This is a genomic window from Pseudomonas sp. NFPP28, from assembly GCF_900115535.1.
Classification (GTDB): domain Bacteria; phylum Pseudomonadota; class Gammaproteobacteria; order Pseudomonadales; family Pseudomonadaceae; genus Aquipseudomonas; species Aquipseudomonas extremorientalis.
In genome coordinates this window covers 326,256-346,872 of sequence record NZ_FOWT01000010.1, presented here as the reverse complement: position 1 = coordinate 346,872, position 20,617 = coordinate 326,256, and the positions used below count along the sequence as shown (strand labels likewise).

The following is a 20,617-nucleotide window of genomic DNA, read 5'->3' as shown; positions in this document are numbered from 1 at the left end:
AACATGAGCCGGACAGCGGTTTGCACAAGCGGTCGCAGCAGCCATAATGCCCGCCATGTTTTTCCCCAGACTCTGAAGGATCGCCCGTGAGCCAGTCCCTGATCGCTGCCCTGCAAAATCCGGCTTTATATCCCCATCCGGTTGAAGCGTTCCAAGTCATCGAGACCCATATTTCCTGGGTCGTACTGACCGGTCCTTACGCCTATAAGCTGAAAAAGCCGATGAACTTCGGATTTCTGGATTTTACCGGCCTGGAAAAGCGCGGCCACTTCTGTAACGAGGAGTTGCGCCTCAATCAGCGCCTGACCGAGGATCTGTATCTTGAAGTGTTGCCGATCACCGGCACAGCCGAAGCCCCGCAGTTGGGTGGCGATGGCCCGGTGATCGAATACGCACTGAAAATGCGCCAGTTTCCGCAGAGCCAACTGCTCAGCACCCTGCAAGCCAACGGCGAATTGACCAGCGCACACATCGATGAGATGGCCAAGCAGATCGCGCACTTCCACCTCTGCGCACCGAAAGTGCCGCAGGAACACCCGGCCGGCACGCCGGATGAGGTAATGGCGCCGGTTCGCCAGAACTTCGACCAGATCCGTCCATTCCTCAGCGACAAGACTGACCTGACCCAGCTGGAAGCCCTGCAGGCCTGGGCCGAAAGCAGCTTCGAGCGTCTCAAGCCACTGTTTTCCCAGCGCAAGCTGGACGGCTTCACCCGCGAATGCCACGGTGATATTCACCTGGGTAATGCAACGTTGATCGACGGCCACGTGGTGATCTTCGATTGCATCGAATTCAACGAGCCCTTCCGTTTCACCGATGTGTACGCCGATACCAGCTTCCTGGCCATGGACCTGGAAGACCGTGGACTCAAGTCCCTGGCACGCCGCTTCATCAGCCAGTATCTGGAATTGACCGGTGACTATCAGGGCCTGGAAGTGCTGAACTTCTACAAAGCCTATCGCGCCCTGGTCCGCGCCAAGATCGCGCTGTTCAGCATGCCGAGCGAAGCCAGCCCGGTGCAGCGCGCCACGACTCTGCGCCAATACCGCAACTATGCCAACCTGGCGGAAAGCTACAGCACCATTCCATCGCGCTTCCTGGCCATTACCCACGGCGTTTCGGCTGTCGGTAAAAGCCATGTGGCCATGCGCCTGGTGGAGGCACTGGGTGCCGTGCGCCTGCGATCGGACGTGGAGCGCAAGCGCCTGTTTGGCGAGCAGCACGTGGAAAACACACCACAGGCCGGTATCTATGCGGCCGACGCCAGTGCTGCGACCTACGCACGCCTGAATGAAATCGCCGATACCGTGCTGCGCGCCGGCTACCCGGTCGTGCTGGATGCGACCTTCCTGAAACGTGAACAACGCGATGCGGCCGCCACTGTTGCCGAAGCCACGGGTGCGCCTTTCCTGATTCTGGATTGCAACGCCCCACAAGCAGTTATCGCCAGTTGGCTGGCGCAACGTCAGGAGGACAACAACGACCCTTCCGACGCGACACTGACTGTTATCAAAGAACAGCAAGCCAATCGCGAGCCACTCACCGCCGAGGAGTTGCTCCTCAGCAAGCGCGTCGAGACCAATGAAAGCGGGACCCTCGATGCACTGGTGGCGCATATCCGCCAGCGCCTGCCGGGCCTGTAAGAAAAATTTCTTGGTCGTGTCGCCTACTTGGGCCACGCGACCAAGCAATAGTGGCACTATAATGGCGCCATAAATCCAACGGGAGTTGCCGTCATGAGTCAGCCCAAGCTTCTTGATACGCCGCTTTACTCGCTCCTGCATAAAGACGATGTGCGAGGCTTCAACCGGGAACGTCCAAAAGACGGTGCCATCGACATGCGCGGTGGCGACTTCCGTGGGCTGGATCTGCGCGAACTGGACACGGCAGGCGTGGACTTTACCGACGCCTATTTCCGATCTGCCGATTTACGCGGGCTGGACCTGCGCGACTGCCCGCTGGAGGGCGCCAGCCTGGCCCACGCGCAGATTTCCGGCACATACTTCCCGCCCGAACTGAGCGCTGACGAGATTCTCATGTCGGTCAATTTCGGCACACGCCTGCGCTATCGCACTCGCTGAAACCCTCTGCTTCCGCCCCGGTTTCGCGCAGGCGTGCCGGGGACTTCCCGCCTGCCTGACCTGGTCATGCTTATACGTCTTTAGGCCGTTTCCGACTAAAGAACTACGCTTTTCCTACTGACCGCTACACTTCTGTTCAGGCTTGCCTGGTCACATACCCACCGCACCATTCGGCCGTCGCAAGGAGGCTTGATGAACGATGAGCTGCAACACCTGAAAAACCTTGGCAAGACATCAGCACAGTGGCTGCATGCGGTGGGCATCCACAGCGCGTCCGACTTGCGTCGCCTGGGTGCGGTTGATGCCTACCGGGCCGTGCGAACGCGCGGGTTTCGTGCATCGAAAGTGCTGCTGTATGCCATCGAAGGGGCATTGATGGACGTGCACTGGAATGACATTCCTGCCGAGCGCAAGGAAGCGCTGAACCGTCAACTCGACGCTCTTTCAACGCGCCAAAAGAATTAGATCGACTATCAGGCCCCCCTGTTTATAGACATTCCGAACGGGCGTTTGAGAAAACCCCAAGACACCGAGAAAACAAAGGTTGACTCTCAAATGAGAATCGTTATGATTATCACAACTGGTCGCGAGATCAGCCGATAACTGAAAGACCATTGGTTCGGACTCTCAGATTATCTCCTCATCAGGCTAATCACGGTTATTTGACCCGGCTTTTGCCGGGTCTTTTTTTGCCTATGGAAAAGTCGAATTCAGCGCGCAATGATCAGAGGATGCCCACGCTCGGGATGAGCCTGCACAAGCACATCCAGACCAAAAACAGCTTTCAGGGGCTCAGGCTGCATCACTTGCGCCGGCGTATCCAAGGCATGCGGACGCCCCGCCTCCAGCAACAGAATACGGTCACAGTAACGGGCTGCGAGGTTCAAGTCATGAAGGATCACCAGCACCGCCGCCCCACGATCGGCGAAGGTACGAATGGCCTGCAAGGTCGTGTGTTGATGCAAAGGGTCCAGCATTGACGTCGGCTCATCCAATAACAACGTCTGCCCCGCTTCACCTGGCCATAATTGTGCAAGCACGCGCGCCAGGTGCACCCGCTGGCGCTCGCCACCGGACAACGCCAGGTAGCTGCGACCGCTCAAGTGCCCGACGTCAGCCGCCTGCAAGGCCGCCTCGATGATCTCGTCATCGCGCACGCGCCCGGTCTGATGAGGCAAGCGGCCCATGCCGACAACCTCTTCGACACGGAAAGCGAAGTCCAACGTCGAGCTTTGCGGCAATACCGCCAGGCGCTGTGCTCGTCGTGCCCCACTCCACGCCTGCAAAGGACGTTGATCCAGGCACACTGTGCCTTGGTCGGGATGCAACTCGCCGCACAACGCACCGAGCAGCGTACTTTTGCCTGCACCATTGGGGCCCAACACGCCGAGCACTTCACCCGGCAACAGGTCGAGTGTGATATCTGCCAATACGGTTTTGCGCCCGCGACGGATGTGCAGGTCTTCCACACGAAGCATCAGGCACGCCCCCGCAACAACAGGAAAAGAAAGAACGGCGCACCGATAAACGCTGTAACGATACCGATCGGCAACTCAGCCGGTGCCAAGGCAAGCCGTGCGACCAGATCGGCAAACAACAAAAGGCTCGCACCCGCGAAGACCGATGCCGGTAACAGCACACGATGATCCGGCCCCGCCAACAAGCGCACCAGATGCGGCACCACCAGCCCCACGAAACCGATCATGCCCGCTGCGGCAACCGCCGCCCCCACGCCCAGCGCCGTGCACAACACCAACTCGCGCTTGAGCCGTTCCACATCGATGCCGAGATGACTGGCCTCCGACTCACCGAGCAACAGGGCATTCAACGCCTTGGCCCGGCGCGGCAACCACAGCGCCACACCCGCGCTCACGAGCAACAGCGGCCATAACCGCGAATAGCTGGCGCCGTTGAGACTGCCCAGGTTCCAAAATGTCAGGGTGCGCAAGGTGGCGTCGTCGGCCAGATAGGTGAACAGGCCCACCGCCGAACCGGCGAGAGCCGTAAGGGCAATGCCCGCGAGCAGCATCGTCGCGACGTTGGTCTGGCCGTTGCGCCGCCCCAAGCGATATACCAGTGCCGTCACACCCAGCCCTCCCAGGAATGCGCAAAGTGACAACAGGTAAGGTCCAACGGCATCCGGCAAACCACCGAAAAACGAACCGCCGACAATCGCCACCGCCGCCCCCAGCGCAGCACCGCTGGAGACCCCGACCAAACCTGGATCCGCCAGAGGATTGCGGAACAACCCCTGCATCGCCACCCCCGACAAGGCCAATACCCCGCCGACAGCCAAGCCCAGCAGCGTGCGTGGCAAACGGATCTGCCCCAGGATCAGCTCAGCCTGCTCCAGCCCTTGGGGCTCAATCGGCAGCCCCATCAAGCGCAAGGCGGCTTTGAGCGTATCCAACAGAGGCAAGCTGACTGGCCCCAGCGCCAGCGAAAGCCAGATCGCCAAGACACACAACAACGCCAACCCAACAAACAGCGTTTTCGGTTTTACCGGAGTGGTCATGGGGCTGGTTTGGCCTGGGACGGGTAAAACCCGGCAGACAGGTCCGCGAGGCTTTGCGGCATACGCGGCCCAAGTCCGCCGACCAACAGGGTGGGATCGACCTCAAACACTCGCCCGCTCTTGGCCGCCGGCGTGGACGCCAGGATCGGGTTTTCCTTGAACAGTGCCGCACGCGCTGCGTCTGCGGTCAAGGCACGGTCAGCAAACACCAGTACATCCGGGCTCAAGCCCGCCAACGACTCCACCGAAAACGGCTTGTAACCTTCATGGACCGCCAGATTGCGCCCGCCCGCCTGTTGCAACATCCAGTCGGCCGCCGTGTCTTTGCCCGCGATCAGCGGCTTGCCGCCTGCATGCCCGAGCAACAACAACACGCCTGGCGCCTTTTGCGTGGACTGGGCCTTGGTCACCCAGCGTTTCTGCTGATCCAGCGCCTGCTCATATCCGGTAAACAATTCGGTGGCCTTGGCCTCGCTGCCCAGCAACTTACCCAGGTGTTGAAGATTGTCTTTCAACGTTGGCAGGTCCGGCTGCGCCGAGAACATTTCCACCTGCACGCCTGCACTGCGAATCTGCGCCAGCACCGGCGGCGGCCCCATTTCTTCGGTGCCGACCAGCACCTGCGGGCGCAGACTTAAAATGCCTTCCGCCGACAATTGCCGCTGATAACCAATGCTCGGCAACGCCTTGAGGGACTCGGGATGCTGGCTGGTAGTGTCCACCCCGACCAGTTTCGACTCGCCGCCCAGGGCCGTCACCCATTCCGACAGCGCCCCACCGGCACTCACCCAGCGTTGTGGCAGTTCAGAGGCTTGCGCCCCGTGGTTGACCAGCAGTCCGACAACGAGCGCAATAGCGCTGGTACTCAGTCGCATAACAGGGTTTCCTTCCAAGGGCAGGGCCGCTCAAGCACTCATTGATGTGACAGCAAACGCCCGTCTGGCATCGTATTGAGCGCCCGGTCAGCTGACGGGCGAGCCGGCATTTGATAATTGTTTGCATTTGAACGTCAAGGCACTTAAGGAGTGAAATGAAGTTTCTCTGCCCCTCCACCGCACTCGCGCCCAACAGCAGCCTCGGTTTTGATATCGACGGGTGCAAGCTGCTGGCCGTGCGTCGCGACGGCGTTGCGTACTTCTACATCAACCGTTGCCCCCATCGTGGCATTCCACTGGAATGGCAACCCGACCAGTTTCTCGACGACAGCGCCAGCCTGATCCAGTGTGCGACTCACGGCGCCCTGTTCCTGATCGAGAATGGCGAATGCATCGCCGGCCCTTGCGCCGGGCAGAGCCTGACCGCCCTGCGCGGCTGCGAAGACGCTCAAGGCCTATGGGTGGAACTCTAGTCGAGCAGCACGTCCAGGCGCCGGCCTACACAGATTTCTTCGCAGGTCACACGCACGCCATACGCCAGCACTTCCACCCCTGCCGCCTTGGCTTCACGCAGGGCTGCGGCATAACCGGGGTCGATTTCCACCGCCGGTCGCACAGCCTCAATCCCCGAGAGATTGACGCAGTACAGCTGCACCGCGCGCACACCCTCCCGCGCCAGGTGCGCCAGCTCACGCAAATGCTTGGCGCCGCGCTGGGTCACCGCGTCGGGAAACGCCGCAACCGCAGAGCCGTCATAGCCCAGGGTCACACTTTTGACTTCGACATAGGCCGCGCCGTCGGGATAATCCAGGCGAAAGTCGATGCGGCTTTTCTCCTGGCCGTAAGGCACTTCGCGTTTCAACGCGGTAAAGCCATTGAGCTCAGTGATCCCCCCTGCATGCAGCGCCTCCTCGACCAATTGATTGGCCCGCGCCGTGTTCACACAGGCCAAGCGGCCCTGAGGCGTCTCGGCGATTTCCCAGGTGCCGGGCAATTTGCGCTTGGGGTCATTGGAGCGGCTGAACCAGACCTGCCCACCTTCCACCATGCAATTGAGCATTGAGCCCGTGTTGGGGCAGTGAATGGTCAGCAACTCGCCGGTAACGGTCTCGATATCGGTGAGAAAACGCTTGTAGCGGCGAATCAGTCGCGCTTCTTCAAGGGGAGGATTAAAGCGCATCAGCCTTGCCAGCTCCGCAGACCACGGGCGATCCGCTCCACCGCTTCTTGTAGCCGATCGAGGTTCTGCGTGTAGGCAAAACGCACATGATGACCGGCCTGGTAGCGGCCAAAGTCCAAGCCAGGCGTAAAAGCCACATGCTCGGTTTCGAGAAAATGGCGGCAAAATGCGAAGGCATCACCGCCAAATGCGCTGATATCGGCGTACAAATAGAACGCCCCCTCCGGCTCAACGGCGATGCCAAACCCCAGCTCGCGCAGGGCGGGCAACAGGAAATCGCGACGGCGACCGAATTCGGCACGGCGCTCTTCGAGAATGCTCAGGGTCTGTGGGGTGAAACACGCCAGCGCCGCGTGTTGGGCCATGCTGGGAGCACTGATGTAGAGGTTTTGCGCCAACTTCTCCAACTCGCCCACTGCCGCCGGGGGTGCAACCAGCCATCCCAGGCGCCAGCCGGTCATGCCGAAATACTTGGAAAAACTATTGAGGACGAAGGCGTCGTCGTCGACTTCCAGCACGCTGGCTGCGTCGGTGCCGTAAGTGAGGCCATGGTAGATCTCATCCACCACAAGGTGGCCGTTGCGCGCCTTGATGGCCGCAGAAAGCCCGGCCAATTCGCCACGGGTGAGGATCGTCCCCGTCGGGTTGGCTGGCGAGGCCACCAGCGCGCCCACACTGTCCTGATCCCAGTGCCTGGCCACCAGGTCGGCGGTCAACTGATAGCGCACCTCCGGGCCTACCGGCACCAGTTGCGCCGCGCCCTCTACCAGGCGCAGGAAGTGGCGATTGCAAGGGTAACCAGGGTCTGCGAGCAGCCAATGCTTGCCCGGGTCCACCAGCAGGCTGCTGGCCAGCAGCAACGCGCCGGACCCGCCAGGAGTGATAAGAATGCGCTCGGGATCCACGTTCAAGCCGTAACGCTGCTGATAAAAACCGCTGATGGCTTCGCGTAGCTCTGGCAGGCCACGGGCTGCAGTGTAACGGGTCTTACCATTGGCCAATGCCGCCTGGCCGGCCTGGATGATCGGCTCGGCGGTGGTGAAATCCGGCTCGCCGATTTCCAGGTGGATCACATCATGGCCGGCGGCCTGCAGCTCATTGGCCCGCGCCAGCAATGCCATGACATGAAAAGGTTCGATGGCGCGACTGCGCGCACTGTAGGGCTGGGCCATTAGCCTTCCTTAACGGTGAGGACAAAATCTGGATTCTACCGAACCCGCGCCGTAAAACATGTTCTATTGCCTGCCCGGCGGCATGTGCAGTCCGGGCAAGCGCGTGCAAACCGACTAAAATCTACATTCGAGGTAACACATACCCAGCAATGGCGGGCAGTCGCAGTTTGCAACCCCTTTGCGGTGGGCCTCGACAACCGGGAGTGGCGCACCCCGAATCTATCTGGTAAGTTCGCCCGCTTGCAGCCGCAGGGCCGGCAGGTGTCGGTGACGTTGCAATCCTGCGCAATGGATTAGAAGAGTGAGAGGCGGTCTATTCATGTCCACCCAAGCAAAGCAACAGCAGACTCAAGGCCTCAACGGCTTCGAACCTTACGTAGAGACGAAAGGTGAGGAGTACATGGGCGAGCCCATGCGCGAGCACTTCACCAAGATCCTGAACAAGTGGAAACAGGACTTGATGCAGGAAGTCGACCGTACGGTTGACCATATGAAGGACGAAGCAGCCAACTTCCCTGACCCGGCCGACCGCGCGAGCCAGGAAGAAGAATTCGCCCTGGAACTGCGCGCCCGTGATCGCGAGCGCAAGTTGATCAAGAAGATCGACAAGACGCTGCAGCTGATCAAGGACGAAGAATACGGCTGGTGCGAATCCTGCGGTGTCGAGATTGGTATTCGTCGCCTGGAAGCCCGCCCAACCGCAGACCTCTGCGTAGACTGCAAGACCTTGGCCGAAATCAAGGAAAAACAGGTCGGCAAGTAATCCAGCCGAGCTGAACGAATGGGGCGTGCGAACGCCCCATTTTTGTTTCTGGGGTTTAGCGAATTTCCAGTAGTATCCGGCCCATGACAGCCTCTACCTATATCGGGCGTTTTGCCCCCACGCCCAGCGGCCACTTGCATTTCGGCTCACTGGTCGCCGCGCTCGCCTCCTACCTCGACGCCCGCGCCAACCACGGCCGCTGGCTGATGCGCATGGAAGACCTCGACCCGCCCCGCGAAGAGCCCGGCGCCCAGGCTGCGATCCTGCACGCACTGGAAAGCTACGGGTTTGAGTGGGACGGCGAACTGGTCCGACAAAGCGAACGGCACGAAGCCTATGCCAAAGTACTGAACGATATGTTCAACCACGGCCTCGCCTACGCCTGCACTTGCTCACGTAAACAACTGGAGGCCTACAACGGCATCTACCCGGGCCTGTGTCGCAATGCCGGCCACGATCAGCAAGATGCCGCCATCCGTTTGCGTGTTCCTGAGCTTGCTTACCACTTTACCGACCGCGTCCAGGGCGAATTCCGACAGCACCTGGGTCGCGATGTAGGCGATTTCGTCATCCGTCGCCGCGATGGGCTCTATGCTTATCAATTGGCAGTCGTCCTCGACGATGCGTGGCAAGGTGTTACCGACATCGTGCGCGGCGCCGACCTGCTCGACTCCACGCCGCGCCAGCTCTACCTGCAGGAACTGCTCGGCCTGCGCCAACCGCGCTACCTGCATGTGCCACTGATCGTCCAGCCGGACGGTAACAAATTGGGCAAATCCTATCGTTCCCCGCCGTTGACACCCGACCAGGCCACGCCTTTGCTATTAAGGGCCCTGCGCGCCCTCGGGCAGCAACCCGGTGACGAGCTGCTCCACGCCAGCCCACGGGAACTGCTGGATTGGGGCATCCAGCACTGGGACGCCACGCGGATACCGCACACACTCACGCTGGCAGAAGCGCAATTGAGCTGAAGGCGCTTGCAGCTTGGCCGGCATCCGTTACCATCGCCGCAGTTTTTCAATCAGAGGCCAACATGTACATCTATCGATTGGTCCTGCTGCTGGTCGTCGGGATCTACCTGTTTTCCCCCGCCATCATGGATTGGTGGATCGACGCCACGGGCGCCTGGTATCGCCCCTATCTGCTGTGGCTGATCCTGATCGTCGTGACTTTCATCCTGCAGAGCCAAAAAGATGCCGATGAGCTTTAGCCTGACCCAGATGCTGCTGATCAGCGCCGCCTACCTGGCCGCGCTGTTCGGGGTGGCCTGGATCAGTGAGCGTGGAATGATTCCGCGGGCGATCATTCGCCATCCGCTGACCTACACCTTGTCCCTTGGCGTTTACGCCAGCGCCTGGGCGTTCTATGGCACCGTAGGCCTGGCCTATCAATACGGTTACGGCTTTCTTTCCAGCTACCTCGGGGTGTCCGGTGCGTTTCTGCTGGCACCGGTGCTGCTTTACCCGATCCTGAAGATCACCCGCACCTACCAACTGTCCTCCCTGGCCGACCTGTTCGCCTTCCGCTTTCGCAGCACCTGGGCCGGCGCGCTGACCACCATGTTCATGCTGATCGGCGTGCTGCCGTTGCTGGCCCTGCAAATCCAGGCGGTGGCGGACTCCATCAGCATCCTGACCCGCGAACCGGTGCAACATCGGGTGGCCCTGGCCTTCTGCGCGCTGATCACGCTGTTCACGATTTTCTTCGGCTCACGCCATATCGCCACCCGCGAGAAGCACGAGGGCCTGGTGTTCGCGATTGCCTTCGAGTCGGTGATCAAGCTGATCGCCATCGGCGGCGTTGGCCTGTACGCGCTCTACGGCGTGTTCGACGGCCCGCAACAGCTGGAACTGTGGCTGCTGCAGAACCAGACCGCCCTCGCCGCCCTGCATACGCCATTGCAGGAAGGCCCCTGGCGCACACTGCTGCTAGTGTTCTTCGCCTCGGCAATCGTGATGCCGCACATGTACCACATGACCTTTACCGAAAACCTCAACCCGCGCTCGCTGGTTAGCGCCAGCTGGGGTTTGCCGTTGTTCCTGCTGTTGATGAGCCTGGCGGTGCCGCTGATCCTGTGGGCCGGTCTGAAACTGGGGGCCACCACCAATCCTGAGTATTTCACCCTGGGCATCGGCATAGCCGCGAATAGCCCGGCCTTGGCGCTATTGGCGTACGTCGGGGGGCTATCGGCTGCCAGCGGGTTGATCATCGTGACCACCCTGGCCCTCTCGGGGATGGCACTCAACCACCTGGTGTTACCGCTGTACCAACCACCGGCCGAGGGCAATATCTACCGCTGGCTGAAATGGACACGGCGCGCGCTGATCGTCGCGATCATCATGGCCGGCTATGGTTTCTACCTGCTGCTGGGCGCGGGTCAAGACCTGGCCAACCTGGGGATCGTTGCATTTGTCGCCACCTTGCAGTTCCTGCCGGGCGTGCTGTCGGTACTGTATTGGCCGACCGCCAATCGGCGTGGCTTCATCGCCGGGCTGCTGGCGGGGATCCTGGTGTGGGTCGTGACCATGCTGCTGCCGCTGGTCGGCAACCTGCAGGGCTTCTACATCCCGTTGCTGAACATGATCTACGTGCTGGATGACACCAGTTGGCACATGGCCGCGATTGCGTCGCTGGCCGCCAACGTCTTGATGTTCACCCTGATCTCACTGTTTACCAACGCCAGCCCGGAAGAAACCAGCGCCGCCGAAGCCTGCGCGGTGGATAACGTACGCCGTCCGCAACGACGTGAATTGCATGCCGCCTCACCCCAGGAATTCGCCACGCAACTGGCCAAGCCGTTGGGTGCCAAGGCGGCACAGAAGGAAGTCGAGCAGGCGCTGCGCGATCTCTACCTGCCGTTCGATGAGCGCCGCCCGTACGCCCTGCGCCGCCTGCGTGACCGTATCGAAGCCAACCTGTCCGGATTGATGGGGCCGAGCGTGTCCCAGGACATGGTGGAAACCTTCCTGCCCTACAAGGCCGGCGGCGAAAACTACGTGACCGAAGACATCCATTTCATCGAAAGCCGGCTGGAGGACTACCACTCCCGCCTCACAGGCCTGGCCGCCGAACTCGATGCCCTGCGTCGCTACCACCGCCAGACCCTGCAGGAACTCCCGATGGGCGTCTGCTCCCTGGCCAAGGATCAAGAGATCCTGATGTGGAACAAGGCCATGGAAGAACTCACCGGTATCGCGGCGCAACGCGTAGTCGGCTCACGCCTGAATACACTGGGCGAGCCGTGGAAAGAACTGTTGCAAGGTTTCATCAATCTGCCCGACGAACACCTGCACAAGCAGCACCTGGCCCTCGACGGCCAGACCCGCTGGCTCAACCTGCACAAAGCCGCCATCGACGAACCCCTGGCCCCCGGTAACAGTGGTCTGGTGCTGCTGGTGGAAGACCTGACCGAAACCCAGATGCTCGAAGACAAGCTGGTGCACTCCGAGCGCCTGGCCAGTATCGGTCGGTTGGCGGCGGGCGTGGCCCATGAAATCGGCAATCCGATCACCGGTATTGCCTGCCTGGCGCAGAACCTGCGGGAAGAGCGTGAAGACGACGGCGAAATCACCGAAATCAGCGGGCAGATCCTCGAACAGACCAAGCGTGTTTCGCGCATCGTGCAGTCGCTGATGAGCTTTGCCCACGCCGGCGCCCACCAGAACCACGACGAAGCCGTGTGCCTGGCCGAGGTGGCACAGGACGCCATTGGGCTGCTGGCCTTGAACCGGCGCAATTTCGAAGTACAGTTCTTCAATTTATGCGACCCCGACCATTGGGTCGACGGCGACTCCCAACGCCTCGCCCAAGTGCTGATCAACCTGCTGTCCAACGCCCGTGACGCCACCCCGGCCGGCGGTGCGGTGCGCGTCAAGACCGAGGCTTTCGAACATACGGTCGATCTGATCGTCGAAGATGAAGGCAGCGGTATTCCACAGAACATCATGGACCGATTGTTCGAACCCTTCTTCACCACCAAGGACCCAGGTGAAGGTACCGGTCTGGGCCTTGCACTGGTCTATTCCATCGTTGAAGAGCATTATGGACAAATCACCATCGACAGCCCGGCTGACACCGAAAGCCAACGCGGCACCCGTATTCGGGTGACCTTGCCGCGTCATGTCGAAGCGACGTCCGCTGTGAACTGAGACCGTCGAGAGAATTGAATCAATGCCGCACATTTTGATCGTCGAAGACGAAACCATTATCCGCTCTGCCTTGCGTCGCCTGCTTGAACGAAATCAGTACCAGGTCAGCGAAGCCGGCTCGGTGCAGGAAGCCCAGGAGCGGTTCAGCATTCCCACGTTCGACCTGATTGTCAGCGACCTGCGCCTGCCTGGCGCGCCTGGTACCGAGTTGATCAAACTGGGCCAGGGCACTCCGGTGCTGATCATGACCAGCTACGCCAGCCTGCGGTCGGCGGTGGACTCCATGAAGATGGGCGCGGTGGATTACATCGCCAAGCCATTCGACCATGACGAGATGCTCCAGGCGGTGGCCCGTATCCTGCGCGACCGCCAGTCGGCCAGCAGCGCGCCGGCCGAGCAACGACCGGCGAGCAAAACCAATGACAAGCCAGGCGTCGACAACAGCAACGGCGAGATCGGCATCATCGGTTCCTGCCCACCCATGCAGGACCTGTACAGCAAGATCCGCAAAGTCGCGCCCACCGACTCCAATGTATTGATCCAGGGCGAGTCTGGCACCGGTAAAGAACTGGTGGCCCGCGCCCTGCACAACCTGTCCAAGCGTGCCAAGGCGCCGATGATCTCGGTGAACTGCGCGGCGATCCCTGAATCCCTGATCGAGTCCGAACTGTTCGGCCACGAAAAAGGCGCGTTTACCGGCGCCAGCGCCGGGCGTGCGGGCCTGGTGGAAGCGGCGGACGGCGGCACGCTGTTCCTCGACGAAATCGGCGAACTGCCTCTGGAAGCCCAGGCGCGGTTACTGCGCGTGTTGCAGGAAGGCGAGATTCGCCGTGTGGGCTCGGTGCAATCGCAGAAGGTCGATGTTCGACTGATCGCCGCGACCCACCGGGACCTGAAGAGCCTGGCCAAGATCGGCCAGTTCCGTGAAGACTTGTATTACCGCCTGCACGTGATCGCCCTCAAGTTGCCGGCCCTGCGTGAGCGTGGCGCCGACGTCAATGAGATCGCCAACGCGTTCCTGCTGCGCCAGAGCGCGCGCATCAACCGTACCGACCTGAAGTTTGCCCCGGACGCCGAGCAGGCGATTCGCCATTACTCGTGGCCGGGTAACGTGCGGGAGCTGGAAAATGCGGTCGAGCGTGCGGTGATCCTGTCGGAGAGCCCGGAGATTTCCGCCGAGCTGCTGGGTATCGACATTGAGCTGAGCGATCTGGAGGACGACGACTTCATCGGCCTGGCCCCACAACAGGGCGGCGGTAGCAACACCAGCCACGAGCCGACGGAAGATCTGTCACTGGAAGATTACTTCCAGCATTTCGTCCTTGAGCACCAGGACCATATGACCGAGACCGAACTGGCGCGCAAGCTGGGCGTGAGCCGTAAATGCCTGTGGGAACGTCGCCAGCGCCTGGGCATTCCGCGGCGCAAGACCGGCGTGGCCAGCGAGAGTTGAGGGCGCGCCCCCACAGGTAACACCCGCAGATGTGAAAAAACTGTTACCGCGGATATTTCGCGTAACAAAAGCCGGGGCTTACGGTAACGAAGCCCCGGTTTTTTTTGGGCCGTCAAAAGCCCGATACCACCTCAACCCCCCGGTTTTGCTGGGCGGTGCAAAAGTTGGCACGCACCCTGCTATATGCTTAGTACAAAAACAATAACAAGCTTTGTACAAGACAATAAAAATAAGACGAATCGACTCACGCATAACAAAAACAACACGGCGGAGGCGCAGCTAACTGATTCTTTTGGAGAGGCGTTGCATTTGGGGCTTGCCCCGCAACCAGGCCGAGAACAACAAAAACTGCCCTAAGGCAGAGCCTGAACTGGTTGGATCGTAGATCAGCAACACAGCGACCAAAGCAATCCGTTTGCTCTTGACTCCCGATTGGGAGTGTCATGAAGGTGAAGCTTCATGGCGAGGGCGATCAACAAAAACAAGAAGCCCGCAATCCATAATAAAAATAGAGCACGCAACTACTTCTGGGGGAGCTTCGGCTCCCCTTGTAGTTTCCGCCATTTGACCACCCAGCAACCTCTTGAAGCTTTTGGCTTGGGGCTTGCAGCTTGTTCCTACACCATCCCCTGACTAAATGCTAGAATCCCCGCCCATCATGCGGTCATTCTTCGTTATGGCCGAACATTCCTTCAAACAGTGCATCCCATGCTGAAGAAGTTGTTCCAGTCATTCCGTTCTCCCTTGCGTCGTACGCAACACAAACGCAGCACGCCTGAAGTGCTCAACAGCAGCCAGCATTCGCTGCAACGCGCTCAATTCAGCCGTTATGCCGTGAATATCGTCGAACGTTTGCAGAACGCCGGCTACCAGGCTTATCTGGTGGGCGGTTGTGTACGCGACATGCTGCTCAATATCACGCCCAAGGACTTCGACGTCGCTACCAGCGCCACGCCTGAGCAAGTGCGTGCCGAATTTCGCAATGCGCGGATCATCGGCCGGCGTTTCAAGCTGGTGCATATCCACTTCGGTCGCGAAATCATCGAAGTTGCGACGTTTCGCGCCGGCCACCCGCAAAACGATGAAGAGGAAGACACCAATCAGTCCTCCCGCAACGAAAGCGGGCGCATCCTGCGTGACAACGTCTACGGTACCCTCGAGGAAGACGCGCAGCGCCGCGACTTCACCATCAATGCCTTGTATTACGATCCGGTCAGCGAGCGCATTCTCGATTACGCCAATGGCGTACACGATATCCGCAACAACCTGATCCGCCTGATCGGTGACCCGGTCCAGCGCTACCAGGAAGACCCGGTGCGCATGCTGCGTGCGGTGCGTTTTGCCGCCAAGCTCAACTTCGGCATCGAGAAACACACCGCCGCGCCGATTCGCGAACTGGCACCGATGCTGCGGGAGATCCCTTCGGCGCGCCTGTTCGAAGAAGTGTTGAAGCTGTTCCTCTCGGGCTACGCCGCCGACACCTTCGAAATGCTCGTCGACCTGCAGTTGTTCGACCCACTGTTCCCGGCCAGCGCCGAGGCGCTGGAATACAACCCGACGTACACCCACACCCTGATCAGCGAAGCACTGATCAACACCGACCTGCGCATCAAGCAGAACAAACCGGTCACCCCGGCGTTCCTGTTTGCCGCCCTGTTGTGGCCGGCCCTGCCCAAGCGCGTGCTGCGCCTGCAGGAGCGTGGCATGCCGCCGATCCCGGCCATGCAGGAAGCCGCCCATGAGCTGATCGCCGAGCAGTGCCAGCGCATCGCCATTCCCAAACGGTTCACCATACCGATCCGTGAGATCTGGGACATGCAGGAGCGCCTGCCACGTCGCAGTGGCAAACGTGCCGACCTGTTGCTGGACAACCCGCGTTTCCGCGCCGGCTACGACTTCCTTTTGTTGCGTGAGAGCGCCGGCGAGCAGACCGACGGCCTGGGCGAATGGTGGACCGACTACCAGGACGCCAATGACAGCGAACGCCGCGACATGATCCGTGACCTCGGCAGCAAAGGCGATGGCGAAGGCGCCGGGCCGAAGAAGCGTCGCCGCAGCAGCAGCAAGCGCAAGCGCAGCGCGGCCGACGCCTCGGGCGAATAAGCGTGGAACGCATCTACATCGGCATGGGCAGCAACCTGGCGGCCCCGGATCAGCAATTGCGCAGCGCTATCGAAGCACTGGCGCAATTGCCCGGCACGCACGTCGCCGGTGTCTCTGCCTTCTATCAAAGTGACTCCCTGCTCCCGGGCCAACCGCGCTATACCAATGCAGTGGCTGCCCTTGACAGTAACCTCGCCCCTCTTGAGCTGCTGGATGCGCTGCAAGCCATCGAGAACGACCAGGGCCGCGAACGCCTCGAGCGCTGGGGCCCGCGCACGCTTGACCTGGACATCCTGCTGTTTGGCGATCGCCTGATCGACGAACCGCGTCTCAAGGTGCCGCACTACCAGATGCACCTGAGGGCTTTTGTGCTGTACCCGTTGGCCGAACTGGCGCCCGCCAGCCTGGCGTTACCCGATGGCCAAACCCTCAACGAACTGCTTGAAGCCTGCCCGTTTGTCGGTCTTGAACGGCTCACCGTTGCTGAATCGCGTCAGTAACAGCGGTAACACCGTCATCGTAACAATGCGGTAACACATCCAATTGACTTCCCGTGTCCTCCTCACGACTATAGGCGTCCCGCTGCCGCCAACCCGGCGCTGAAGGGCGCAATCCAGGCCTTATAAGCACTGCTCTCAAGACAGTGCGCCTGTATAAACGAAGACTCACGCGCGTTACTCGCTGTTTCCAAGCGCCTGAACGAGGACCCTTTTCATGCCAGACATTACCCTGACCACCTTGCAGAGCCTCAAGCTCAAAGGTGAAAAAATCGCCATGCTGACCTGCTACGACGCCACGTTCGCCCACGCCAGTTGCCAGGCCGGGGTTGAAGTGCTGCTGGTGGGCGACTCCCTGGGCATGGTTCTTCAAGGGAATGACAGCACCCTGCCCGTCACCACCGATGAACTTGCGTACCACACCGCCAGCGTCAAGCGCGGTAACGATGGCGCCTTCATCATCGCCGACCTGCCGTTCATGGGTTACGCGACGCTCGAACAAACCTTCCAGAATGCCGGCAAGCTGATGCAAGCCGGCGCGCACATGATCAAAATTGAAGGCGCGTTATGGCTCGCCGAGTCGATCCGCCTGCTCGCGGAACGCGGCGTGCCGGTGTGTGTGCACATGGGACTGACGCCGCAGTCCGTGAACATCCTTGGCGGCTATAAGGTCCAGGGCCGGAATGAGGCCCAGGCGCGCCAGATGCGTGCGGACGCCATCGCCCTGGAACAGGCCGGCGCGGCCATGATCCTGCTCGAATGTGTGCCGAGCGAGTTGGCGGCAGAAATCACCCAGGCCGTGAAAGTGCCAGTAATCGGTATCGGCGCAGGTTCGGCCACCGATGGCCAGGTGCTGGTGCTGCACGACATGCTCGGCCTGTCGATCAGCGGTCGTGTGCCGAAGTTCGTGAAGAACTTCATGACTGGCCAGACCAGCATCCATGACGCCTTGAGCGCCTACGTCGCCGAAGTCAAAGGCGTGACCTTCCCGGCCGCCGAACATGGGTTCTCTGCATGAACACCGTTAAAACCGTACGTGAACTGCGGGCCGCCGTAACCCATGCCCGCAGCGCCGGCAAGCGTATCGGCTTTGTGCCGACCATGGGCAACCTGCACAGCGGCCACGCCACCCTGGTGACCAAGGCCGCCCAGCAGGCGGATTTCGTGGTCGCCAGCATCTTCGTCAACCCGCTGCAATTTGGCGCCGGCGAAGACCTGGACAAATACCCCCGCACCCTGGCCGCCGATCAGGAAAAGTTGCTGCAAGCCGGCTGCAACCTGCTGTTCGCACCTACCGTCGAGGAAATGTACCCAGGCGGCATGACCGGCCAGACCCGTGTCAGCGTGCCGCAACTGTCCGAAGGCCTGTGTGGCGCCAGCCGTCCCGGGCATTTCGAAGGCGTGGCGACGGTGGTCAGCAAGCTGTTCAACATGGTGCAGCCGGACATGGCCGTGTTTGGCCAGAAGGATTACCAGCAACTGGCCGTGATCCGCGCCATGGTGCATGACCTGAACATGCCGATCCAGATCATCGGCGAGCCCACCGTGCGCGCCGACGACGGCCTGGCGCTGTCGTCGCGCAACGGCTACCTCAGCGACGAACAGCGCGCCATTGCGCCGGTGCTGTACCGCAGCCTCAGCCAGATAGGCGCTGCGATCAAGGCCGGTGACCATGACTTCGCCAAGCTGCGCGCCGAACAGGTCCGCCAGATCGAAGCCGCCGGGCTGCGCCTGGACTACCTCGAAGTGCGCCAAGGCGTGCATTTGCGCCCGGCCACGGCCGAAGACCGGGATATCGTGATCCTGGTCGCCGCCTACTTGGGGGCCACCCGTCTCATCGATAACCTGCATCTGATCCTCGACTGACCCTTCCAGTTGCCCTCCTCACTGCGTAAATAAAAAGTGCCGGTATAAAAAAGTACCGGCCTTAGCGCAGACAAAGCCAAGACATATCGACACGCTAGGTTTAATGTAATCGCCCTGCGCTATGGTTAGCGCTGTCTGGAACCCATTGCTTGATCAAAGACTGGATGTTCCAGGCAAATAAGTGTCCTAAAGGCAGTCCCCGTAATAAAAGGAAACCCGCAGCGATGGCGTACTACCGCACCCCTCATGACGTTACCGCTCTGCCCGCCTGGCAAGCGCTCAATCAACATCGCCAAGCCATGCAGGATTTCAGCATGCGCGAAGCGTTCAATGCCGATCCTCAGCGTTTTTCCCAGTTCACCTTGAGCAGCTGCGGACTTTTCCTCGATTACTCGAAAAACCTGATCACCGGCGAAACCCGTGACCTGCTGGTAAACCTCGCCAAAGAGGTCCACCTCAAGGAAGCGATTGACGCGCTGTACAAAGGCGAACCAGTCAACTCGTCGGAAGGCCGCCCAGCGCTGCACACCGCACTGCGCCGTCCGGTGGGTGACAAGCTGTCGGTCAACGGCGTGAACATCATGCCGGACGTGCACAAAGTGCTGAACCAGATCACCGACCTGGTCGGCCGCATCCACGACGGCCTGTGGCGTGGCTACACCGAGAAGCCGATCACCGACGTGGTGAACATCGGTATCGGTGGCTCGTTCCTCGGCCCGGAGCTGGTCTCCGAAGCGCTGCTGTCCTACGCCCACAAAGGCGTGCGCTGCCACTACCTGGCGAACATCGACGGCAGCGAGTTCCACGAGCTGACCCTGAAGCTGCGCGCCGAGACCACGCTGTTCATCGTCTCGTCAAAATCCTTCAACACCCTCGAAACCCTGAAAAACGCCCAGGCCGCCCGTGCCTGGTACCTGGCCCAGGGTGGCTCGGAAGCCGAGCTGTATCGCCACTTCATCGCCGTGTCGAGCAACAACGCGGCGGCCGTGGCCTTCGGAATTCGCGAAGAAAACATCTTCCCGATGTGGGACTGGGTCGGCGGCCGTTACTCGCTGTGGTCGGCCATCGGCTTGCCGATCGCCCTGGCCATCGGCATGTCCAACTTCAAGGAACTGCTGTCCGGTGCCTACACCATGGACCAGCATTTCCAGAACGCCCCGTTCGAACAGAACATGCCGGTGCTGCTGGGCTTGCTGGGCGTGTGGTACGGCAACTTCTGGGGCGCGCAGAGCCACGCGATCCTGCCGTACGACCACTACCTGCGTAACATCACCAAACACTTGCAACAGCTGGACATGGAATCCAACGGCAAGAGCGTGCGCCAGGACGGTACGCCCGTCGCTACCGATACCGGCCCGGTGATCTGGGGCGGCGTTGGCTGCAACGGCCAGCACGCTTACCACCAGTTGCTGCACCAGGGTACCCAACTGATCCCGGCCGACTTTATCGTGCCGATCGTCAGCTTCAACCCGGTGTCCGACCACCATCAATGGCTGTACGCCAACTGCCTGTCCCAGAGCCAGGCGCTGATGCTCGGCAAGACCCGCGCCGAAGCGGAAGCCGAGCTGCGCGACAAAGGTATCCCGGAAGACGAAGTGCAGAAGCTGGCACCGCACAAGGTGATTCCGGGCAACCGCCCGAGCAACACCCTCGTGGTCGAACGCATCAGCCCGCGTCGCCTGGGTGCCCTGGTAGCCATGTATGAGCACAAAGTGTTCGTACAGAGCGTGATTTGGGGTATCAACGCCTTCGACCAATGGGGTGTGGAGCTGGGCAAGGAGCTGGGCAAGGGCGTCTACAACCGCCTGACCGGCGCCGAAGAGACCTCGGCCGAGGACGCTTCGACCCAGGGCCTGATCAATTACTTCCGCGGTCGTCACCGCGGCTGATCCAGTTTTTGCAAGGCCAACGTCCATTTGGAGGTTGGCCTTGAACCCTACCCCTGCCGGGTGCATCTTTATGAC

19 protein-coding genes are annotated in these 20,617 nt (G+C 60.7%); 14 read left to right on the top strand and 5 right to left on the bottom strand.

Going from position 1 to position 20,617, the window contains the following annotated elements; translation table 11 throughout:
• Positions 1-86 precede the first annotated feature (86 nt).
• From BM110_RS25665 to BM110_RS25655, 3 genes are all read left to right on the top strand, one after another.
• Entirely contained in the window at positions 87-1,643 is a 1,557-nt protein-coding gene (locus BM110_RS25665) for a bifunctional aminoglycoside phosphotransferase/ATP-binding protein (RefSeq protein WP_093514397.1), read from the top strand.
• 93 nt (positions 1,644-1,736) lie between these two features.
• The gene (locus BM110_RS25660) at positions 1,737-2,081 is read left to right on the top strand and encodes a pentapeptide repeat-containing protein (protein ID WP_093514396.1); all 345 of its coding nucleotides are present in this window, start codon (positions 1,737-1,739) and stop codon (positions 2,079-2,081) included.
• Positions 2,082-2,273: 192 nt separating this feature from the next.
• Entirely contained in the window at positions 2,274-2,546 is a 273-nt protein-coding gene (locus BM110_RS25655) for a TfoX/Sxy family protein (protein WP_092248424.1), read from the top strand.
• Positions 2,547-2,791: 245 nt separating this feature from the next.
• On the opposite strand, the gene BM110_RS25650 is transcribed toward BM110_RS25655, so the two are convergent.
• The 3 genes from BM110_RS25650 to BM110_RS25640 are packed head-to-tail and all read right to left on the bottom strand — an operon-like array spanning position 2,792 to position 5,471.
• A complete protein-coding gene (locus BM110_RS25650) occupies positions 2,792-3,559 on the bottom strand; it encodes a heme ABC transporter ATP-binding protein (protein ID WP_093125991.1) in 768 nt (255 codons plus the stop codon).
• Positions 3,559-4,596, bottom strand: coding sequence for a FecCD family ABC transporter permease (locus tag BM110_RS25645; protein ID WP_071490016.1), 1,038 nt, complete (start codon positions 4,594-4,596; stop codon positions 3,559-3,561). Before BM110_RS25645 ends, BM110_RS25650 begins: the two co-directional genes overlap by 1 nt.
• The gene (locus tag BM110_RS25640; RefSeq protein ID WP_092248415.1) at positions 4,593-5,471 is read right to left on the bottom strand and encodes a heme/hemin ABC transporter substrate-binding protein; all 879 of its coding nucleotides are present in this window, start codon (positions 5,469-5,471) and stop codon (positions 4,593-4,595) included. The genes BM110_RS25645 and BM110_RS25640 overlap by 4 nt, the downstream gene beginning before the upstream one ends.
• A gap of 155 nt (positions 5,472-5,626) precedes the next feature.
• Here BM110_RS25640 and BM110_RS25635 point away from each other — a divergent pair, with 155 nt between their 5' ends.
• The gene (locus BM110_RS25635) at positions 5,627-5,944 is read left to right on the top strand and encodes a Rieske (2Fe-2S) protein (RefSeq protein ID WP_071490014.1); all 318 of its coding nucleotides are present in this window, start codon (positions 5,627-5,629) and stop codon (positions 5,942-5,944) included.
• On the opposite strand, the gene sfsA is transcribed toward BM110_RS25635, so the two are convergent.
• Both sfsA and BM110_RS25625 read right to left on the bottom strand, forming a co-directional pair.
• Positions 5,941-6,651 (bottom strand): DNA/RNA nuclease SfsA, encoded by a 711-nt coding sequence (sfsA, locus tag BM110_RS25630; RefSeq protein ID WP_093514395.1) that lies wholly within the window; start codon positions 6,649-6,651, stop codon positions 5,941-5,943. The two genes, BM110_RS25635 and sfsA, sit on opposite strands and share 4 nt — an antisense overlap.
• Positions 6,651-7,823, bottom strand: coding sequence for a pyridoxal phosphate-dependent aminotransferase (locus tag BM110_RS25625; RefSeq protein ID WP_093514394.1), 1,173 nt, complete (start codon positions 7,821-7,823; stop codon positions 6,651-6,653). Before BM110_RS25625 ends, sfsA begins: the two co-directional genes overlap by 1 nt.
• A gap of 319 nt (positions 7,824-8,142) precedes the next feature.
• On the opposite strand from BM110_RS25625, the gene dksA reads away from it, so the two are divergent.
• The 10 genes from dksA (at position 8,143) to pgi (ending at position 20,542) form a co-directional block, all read left to right on the top strand.
• Positions 8,143-8,586 (top strand): RNA polymerase-binding protein DksA, encoded by a 444-nt coding sequence (gene dksA / locus BM110_RS25620; RefSeq protein WP_058427634.1) that lies wholly within the window; start codon positions 8,143-8,145, stop codon positions 8,584-8,586.
• An 83-nt stretch (positions 8,587-8,669) separates the two neighbouring features.
• Complete coding sequence (gluQRS, locus tag BM110_RS25615) at positions 8,670-9,557, top strand: tRNA glutamyl-Q(34) synthetase GluQRS (RefSeq protein ID WP_092248409.1); 888 nt, start codon at positions 8,670-8,672, stop codon at positions 9,555-9,557.
• Positions 9,558-9,619: 62 nt separating this feature from the next.
• The gene (locus tag BM110_RS25610) at positions 9,620-9,796 is read left to right on the top strand and encodes a hypothetical protein (protein ID WP_003176118.1); all 177 of its coding nucleotides are present in this window, start codon (positions 9,620-9,622) and stop codon (positions 9,794-9,796) included.
• Positions 9,780-12,734 carry a sensor histidine kinase gene (locus BM110_RS25605; protein WP_162276390.1) on the top strand — a complete coding sequence of 985 codons (2,955 nt, stop codon included), beginning with the start codon at positions 9,780-9,782 and terminating at the stop codon, positions 12,732-12,734. Before BM110_RS25610 ends, BM110_RS25605 begins: the two co-directional genes overlap by 17 nt.
• A gap of 22 nt (positions 12,735-12,756) precedes the next feature.
• On the top strand, positions 12,757-14,187 hold the full coding sequence (locus BM110_RS25600) for a sigma-54-dependent transcriptional regulator (RefSeq protein WP_092248406.1): 1,431 nt from the start codon (positions 12,757-12,759) through the stop codon (positions 14,185-14,187).
• A gap of 708 nt (positions 14,188-14,895) precedes the next feature.
• Positions 14,896-16,290 carry a polynucleotide adenylyltransferase PcnB gene (locus tag BM110_RS25595; protein ID WP_071490008.1) on the top strand — a complete coding sequence of 465 codons (1,395 nt, stop codon included), beginning with the start codon at positions 14,896-14,898 and terminating at the stop codon, positions 16,288-16,290.
• Positions 16,291-16,292: 2 nt separating this feature from the next.
• Positions 16,293-16,790, top strand: coding sequence for a 2-amino-4-hydroxy-6-hydroxymethyldihydropteridine diphosphokinase (gene folK, locus BM110_RS25590; protein WP_092248403.1), 498 nt, complete (start codon positions 16,293-16,295; stop codon positions 16,788-16,790).
• 214 nt (positions 16,791-17,004) lie between these two features.
• A complete protein-coding gene (gene panB, locus BM110_RS25585) occupies positions 17,005-17,805 on the top strand; it encodes a 3-methyl-2-oxobutanoate hydroxymethyltransferase (protein ID WP_093514393.1) in 801 nt (266 codons plus the stop codon).
• Positions 17,802-18,653 (top strand): pantoate--beta-alanine ligase, encoded by an 852-nt coding sequence (gene panC, locus BM110_RS25580; RefSeq protein WP_092248396.1) that lies wholly within the window; start codon positions 17,802-17,804, stop codon positions 18,651-18,653. The genes panB and panC overlap by 4 nt, the downstream gene beginning before the upstream one ends.
• A gap of 224 nt (positions 18,654-18,877) precedes the next feature.
• Positions 18,878-20,542, top strand: a complete 1,665-nt coding sequence (gene pgi, locus BM110_RS25575) for a glucose-6-phosphate isomerase (protein ID WP_071490004.1) — start codon at positions 18,878-18,880, stop codon at positions 20,540-20,542.
• The last annotated feature ends 75 nt before the right edge of the window (positions 20,543-20,617 follow it).

Coding starts and splice junctions, on each gene's coding strand:
- BM110_RS25660 (WP_093514396.1), top strand. CDS start 1,737: ATGAGTCAGCCCAAGCTTCTTGATACGCCGCTTTACTCGCTCCTGCAT.
- BM110_RS25655 (WP_092248424.1), top strand. CDS start 2,274: ATGAACGATGAGCTGCAACACCTGAAAAACCTTGGCAAGACATCAGCA.
- BM110_RS25650 (WP_093125991.1), bottom strand. CDS start 3,559: ATGCTTCGTGTGGAAGACCTGCACATCCGTCGCGGGCGCAAAACCGTA.
- BM110_RS25645 (WP_071490016.1), bottom strand. CDS start 4,596: ATGACCACTCCGGTAAAACCGAAAACGCTGTTTGTTGGGTTGGCGTTG.
- BM110_RS25640 (WP_092248415.1), bottom strand. CDS start 5,471: ATGCGACTGAGTACCAGCGCTATTGCGCTCGTTGTCGGACTGCTGGTC.
- BM110_RS25635 (WP_071490014.1), top strand. CDS start 5,627: ATGAAGTTTCTCTGCCCCTCCACCGCACTCGCGCCCAACAGCAGCCTC.
- sfsA (WP_093514395.1), bottom strand. CDS start 6,651: ATGCGCTTTAATCCTCCCCTTGAAGAAGCGCGACTGATTCGCCGCTAC.
- BM110_RS25625 (WP_093514394.1), bottom strand. CDS start 7,823: ATGGCCCAGCCCTACAGTGCGCGCAGTCGCGCCATCGAACCTTTTCAT.
- dksA (WP_058427634.1), top strand. CDS start 8,143: ATGTCCACCCAAGCAAAGCAACAGCAGACTCAAGGCCTCAACGGCTTC.
- gluQRS (WP_092248409.1), top strand. CDS start 8,670: ATGACAGCCTCTACCTATATCGGGCGTTTTGCCCCCACGCCCAGCGGC.
- BM110_RS25610 (WP_003176118.1), top strand. CDS start 9,620: ATGTACATCTATCGATTGGTCCTGCTGCTGGTCGTCGGGATCTACCTG.
- BM110_RS25605 (WP_162276390.1), top strand. CDS start 9,780: ATGCCGATGAGCTTTAGCCTGACCCAGATGCTGCTGATCAGCGCCGCC.
- BM110_RS25600 (WP_092248406.1), top strand. CDS start 12,757: ATGCCGCACATTTTGATCGTCGAAGACGAAACCATTATCCGCTCTGCC.
- BM110_RS25595 (WP_071490008.1), top strand. CDS start 14,896: ATGCTGAAGAAGTTGTTCCAGTCATTCCGTTCTCCCTTGCGTCGTACG.
- panB (WP_093514393.1), top strand. CDS start 17,005: ATGCCAGACATTACCCTGACCACCTTGCAGAGCCTCAAGCTCAAAGGT.
- panC (WP_092248396.1), top strand. CDS start 17,802: ATGAACACCGTTAAAACCGTACGTGAACTGCGGGCCGCCGTAACCCAT.
- pgi (WP_071490004.1), top strand. CDS start 18,878: ATGGCGTACTACCGCACCCCTCATGACGTTACCGCTCTGCCCGCCTGG.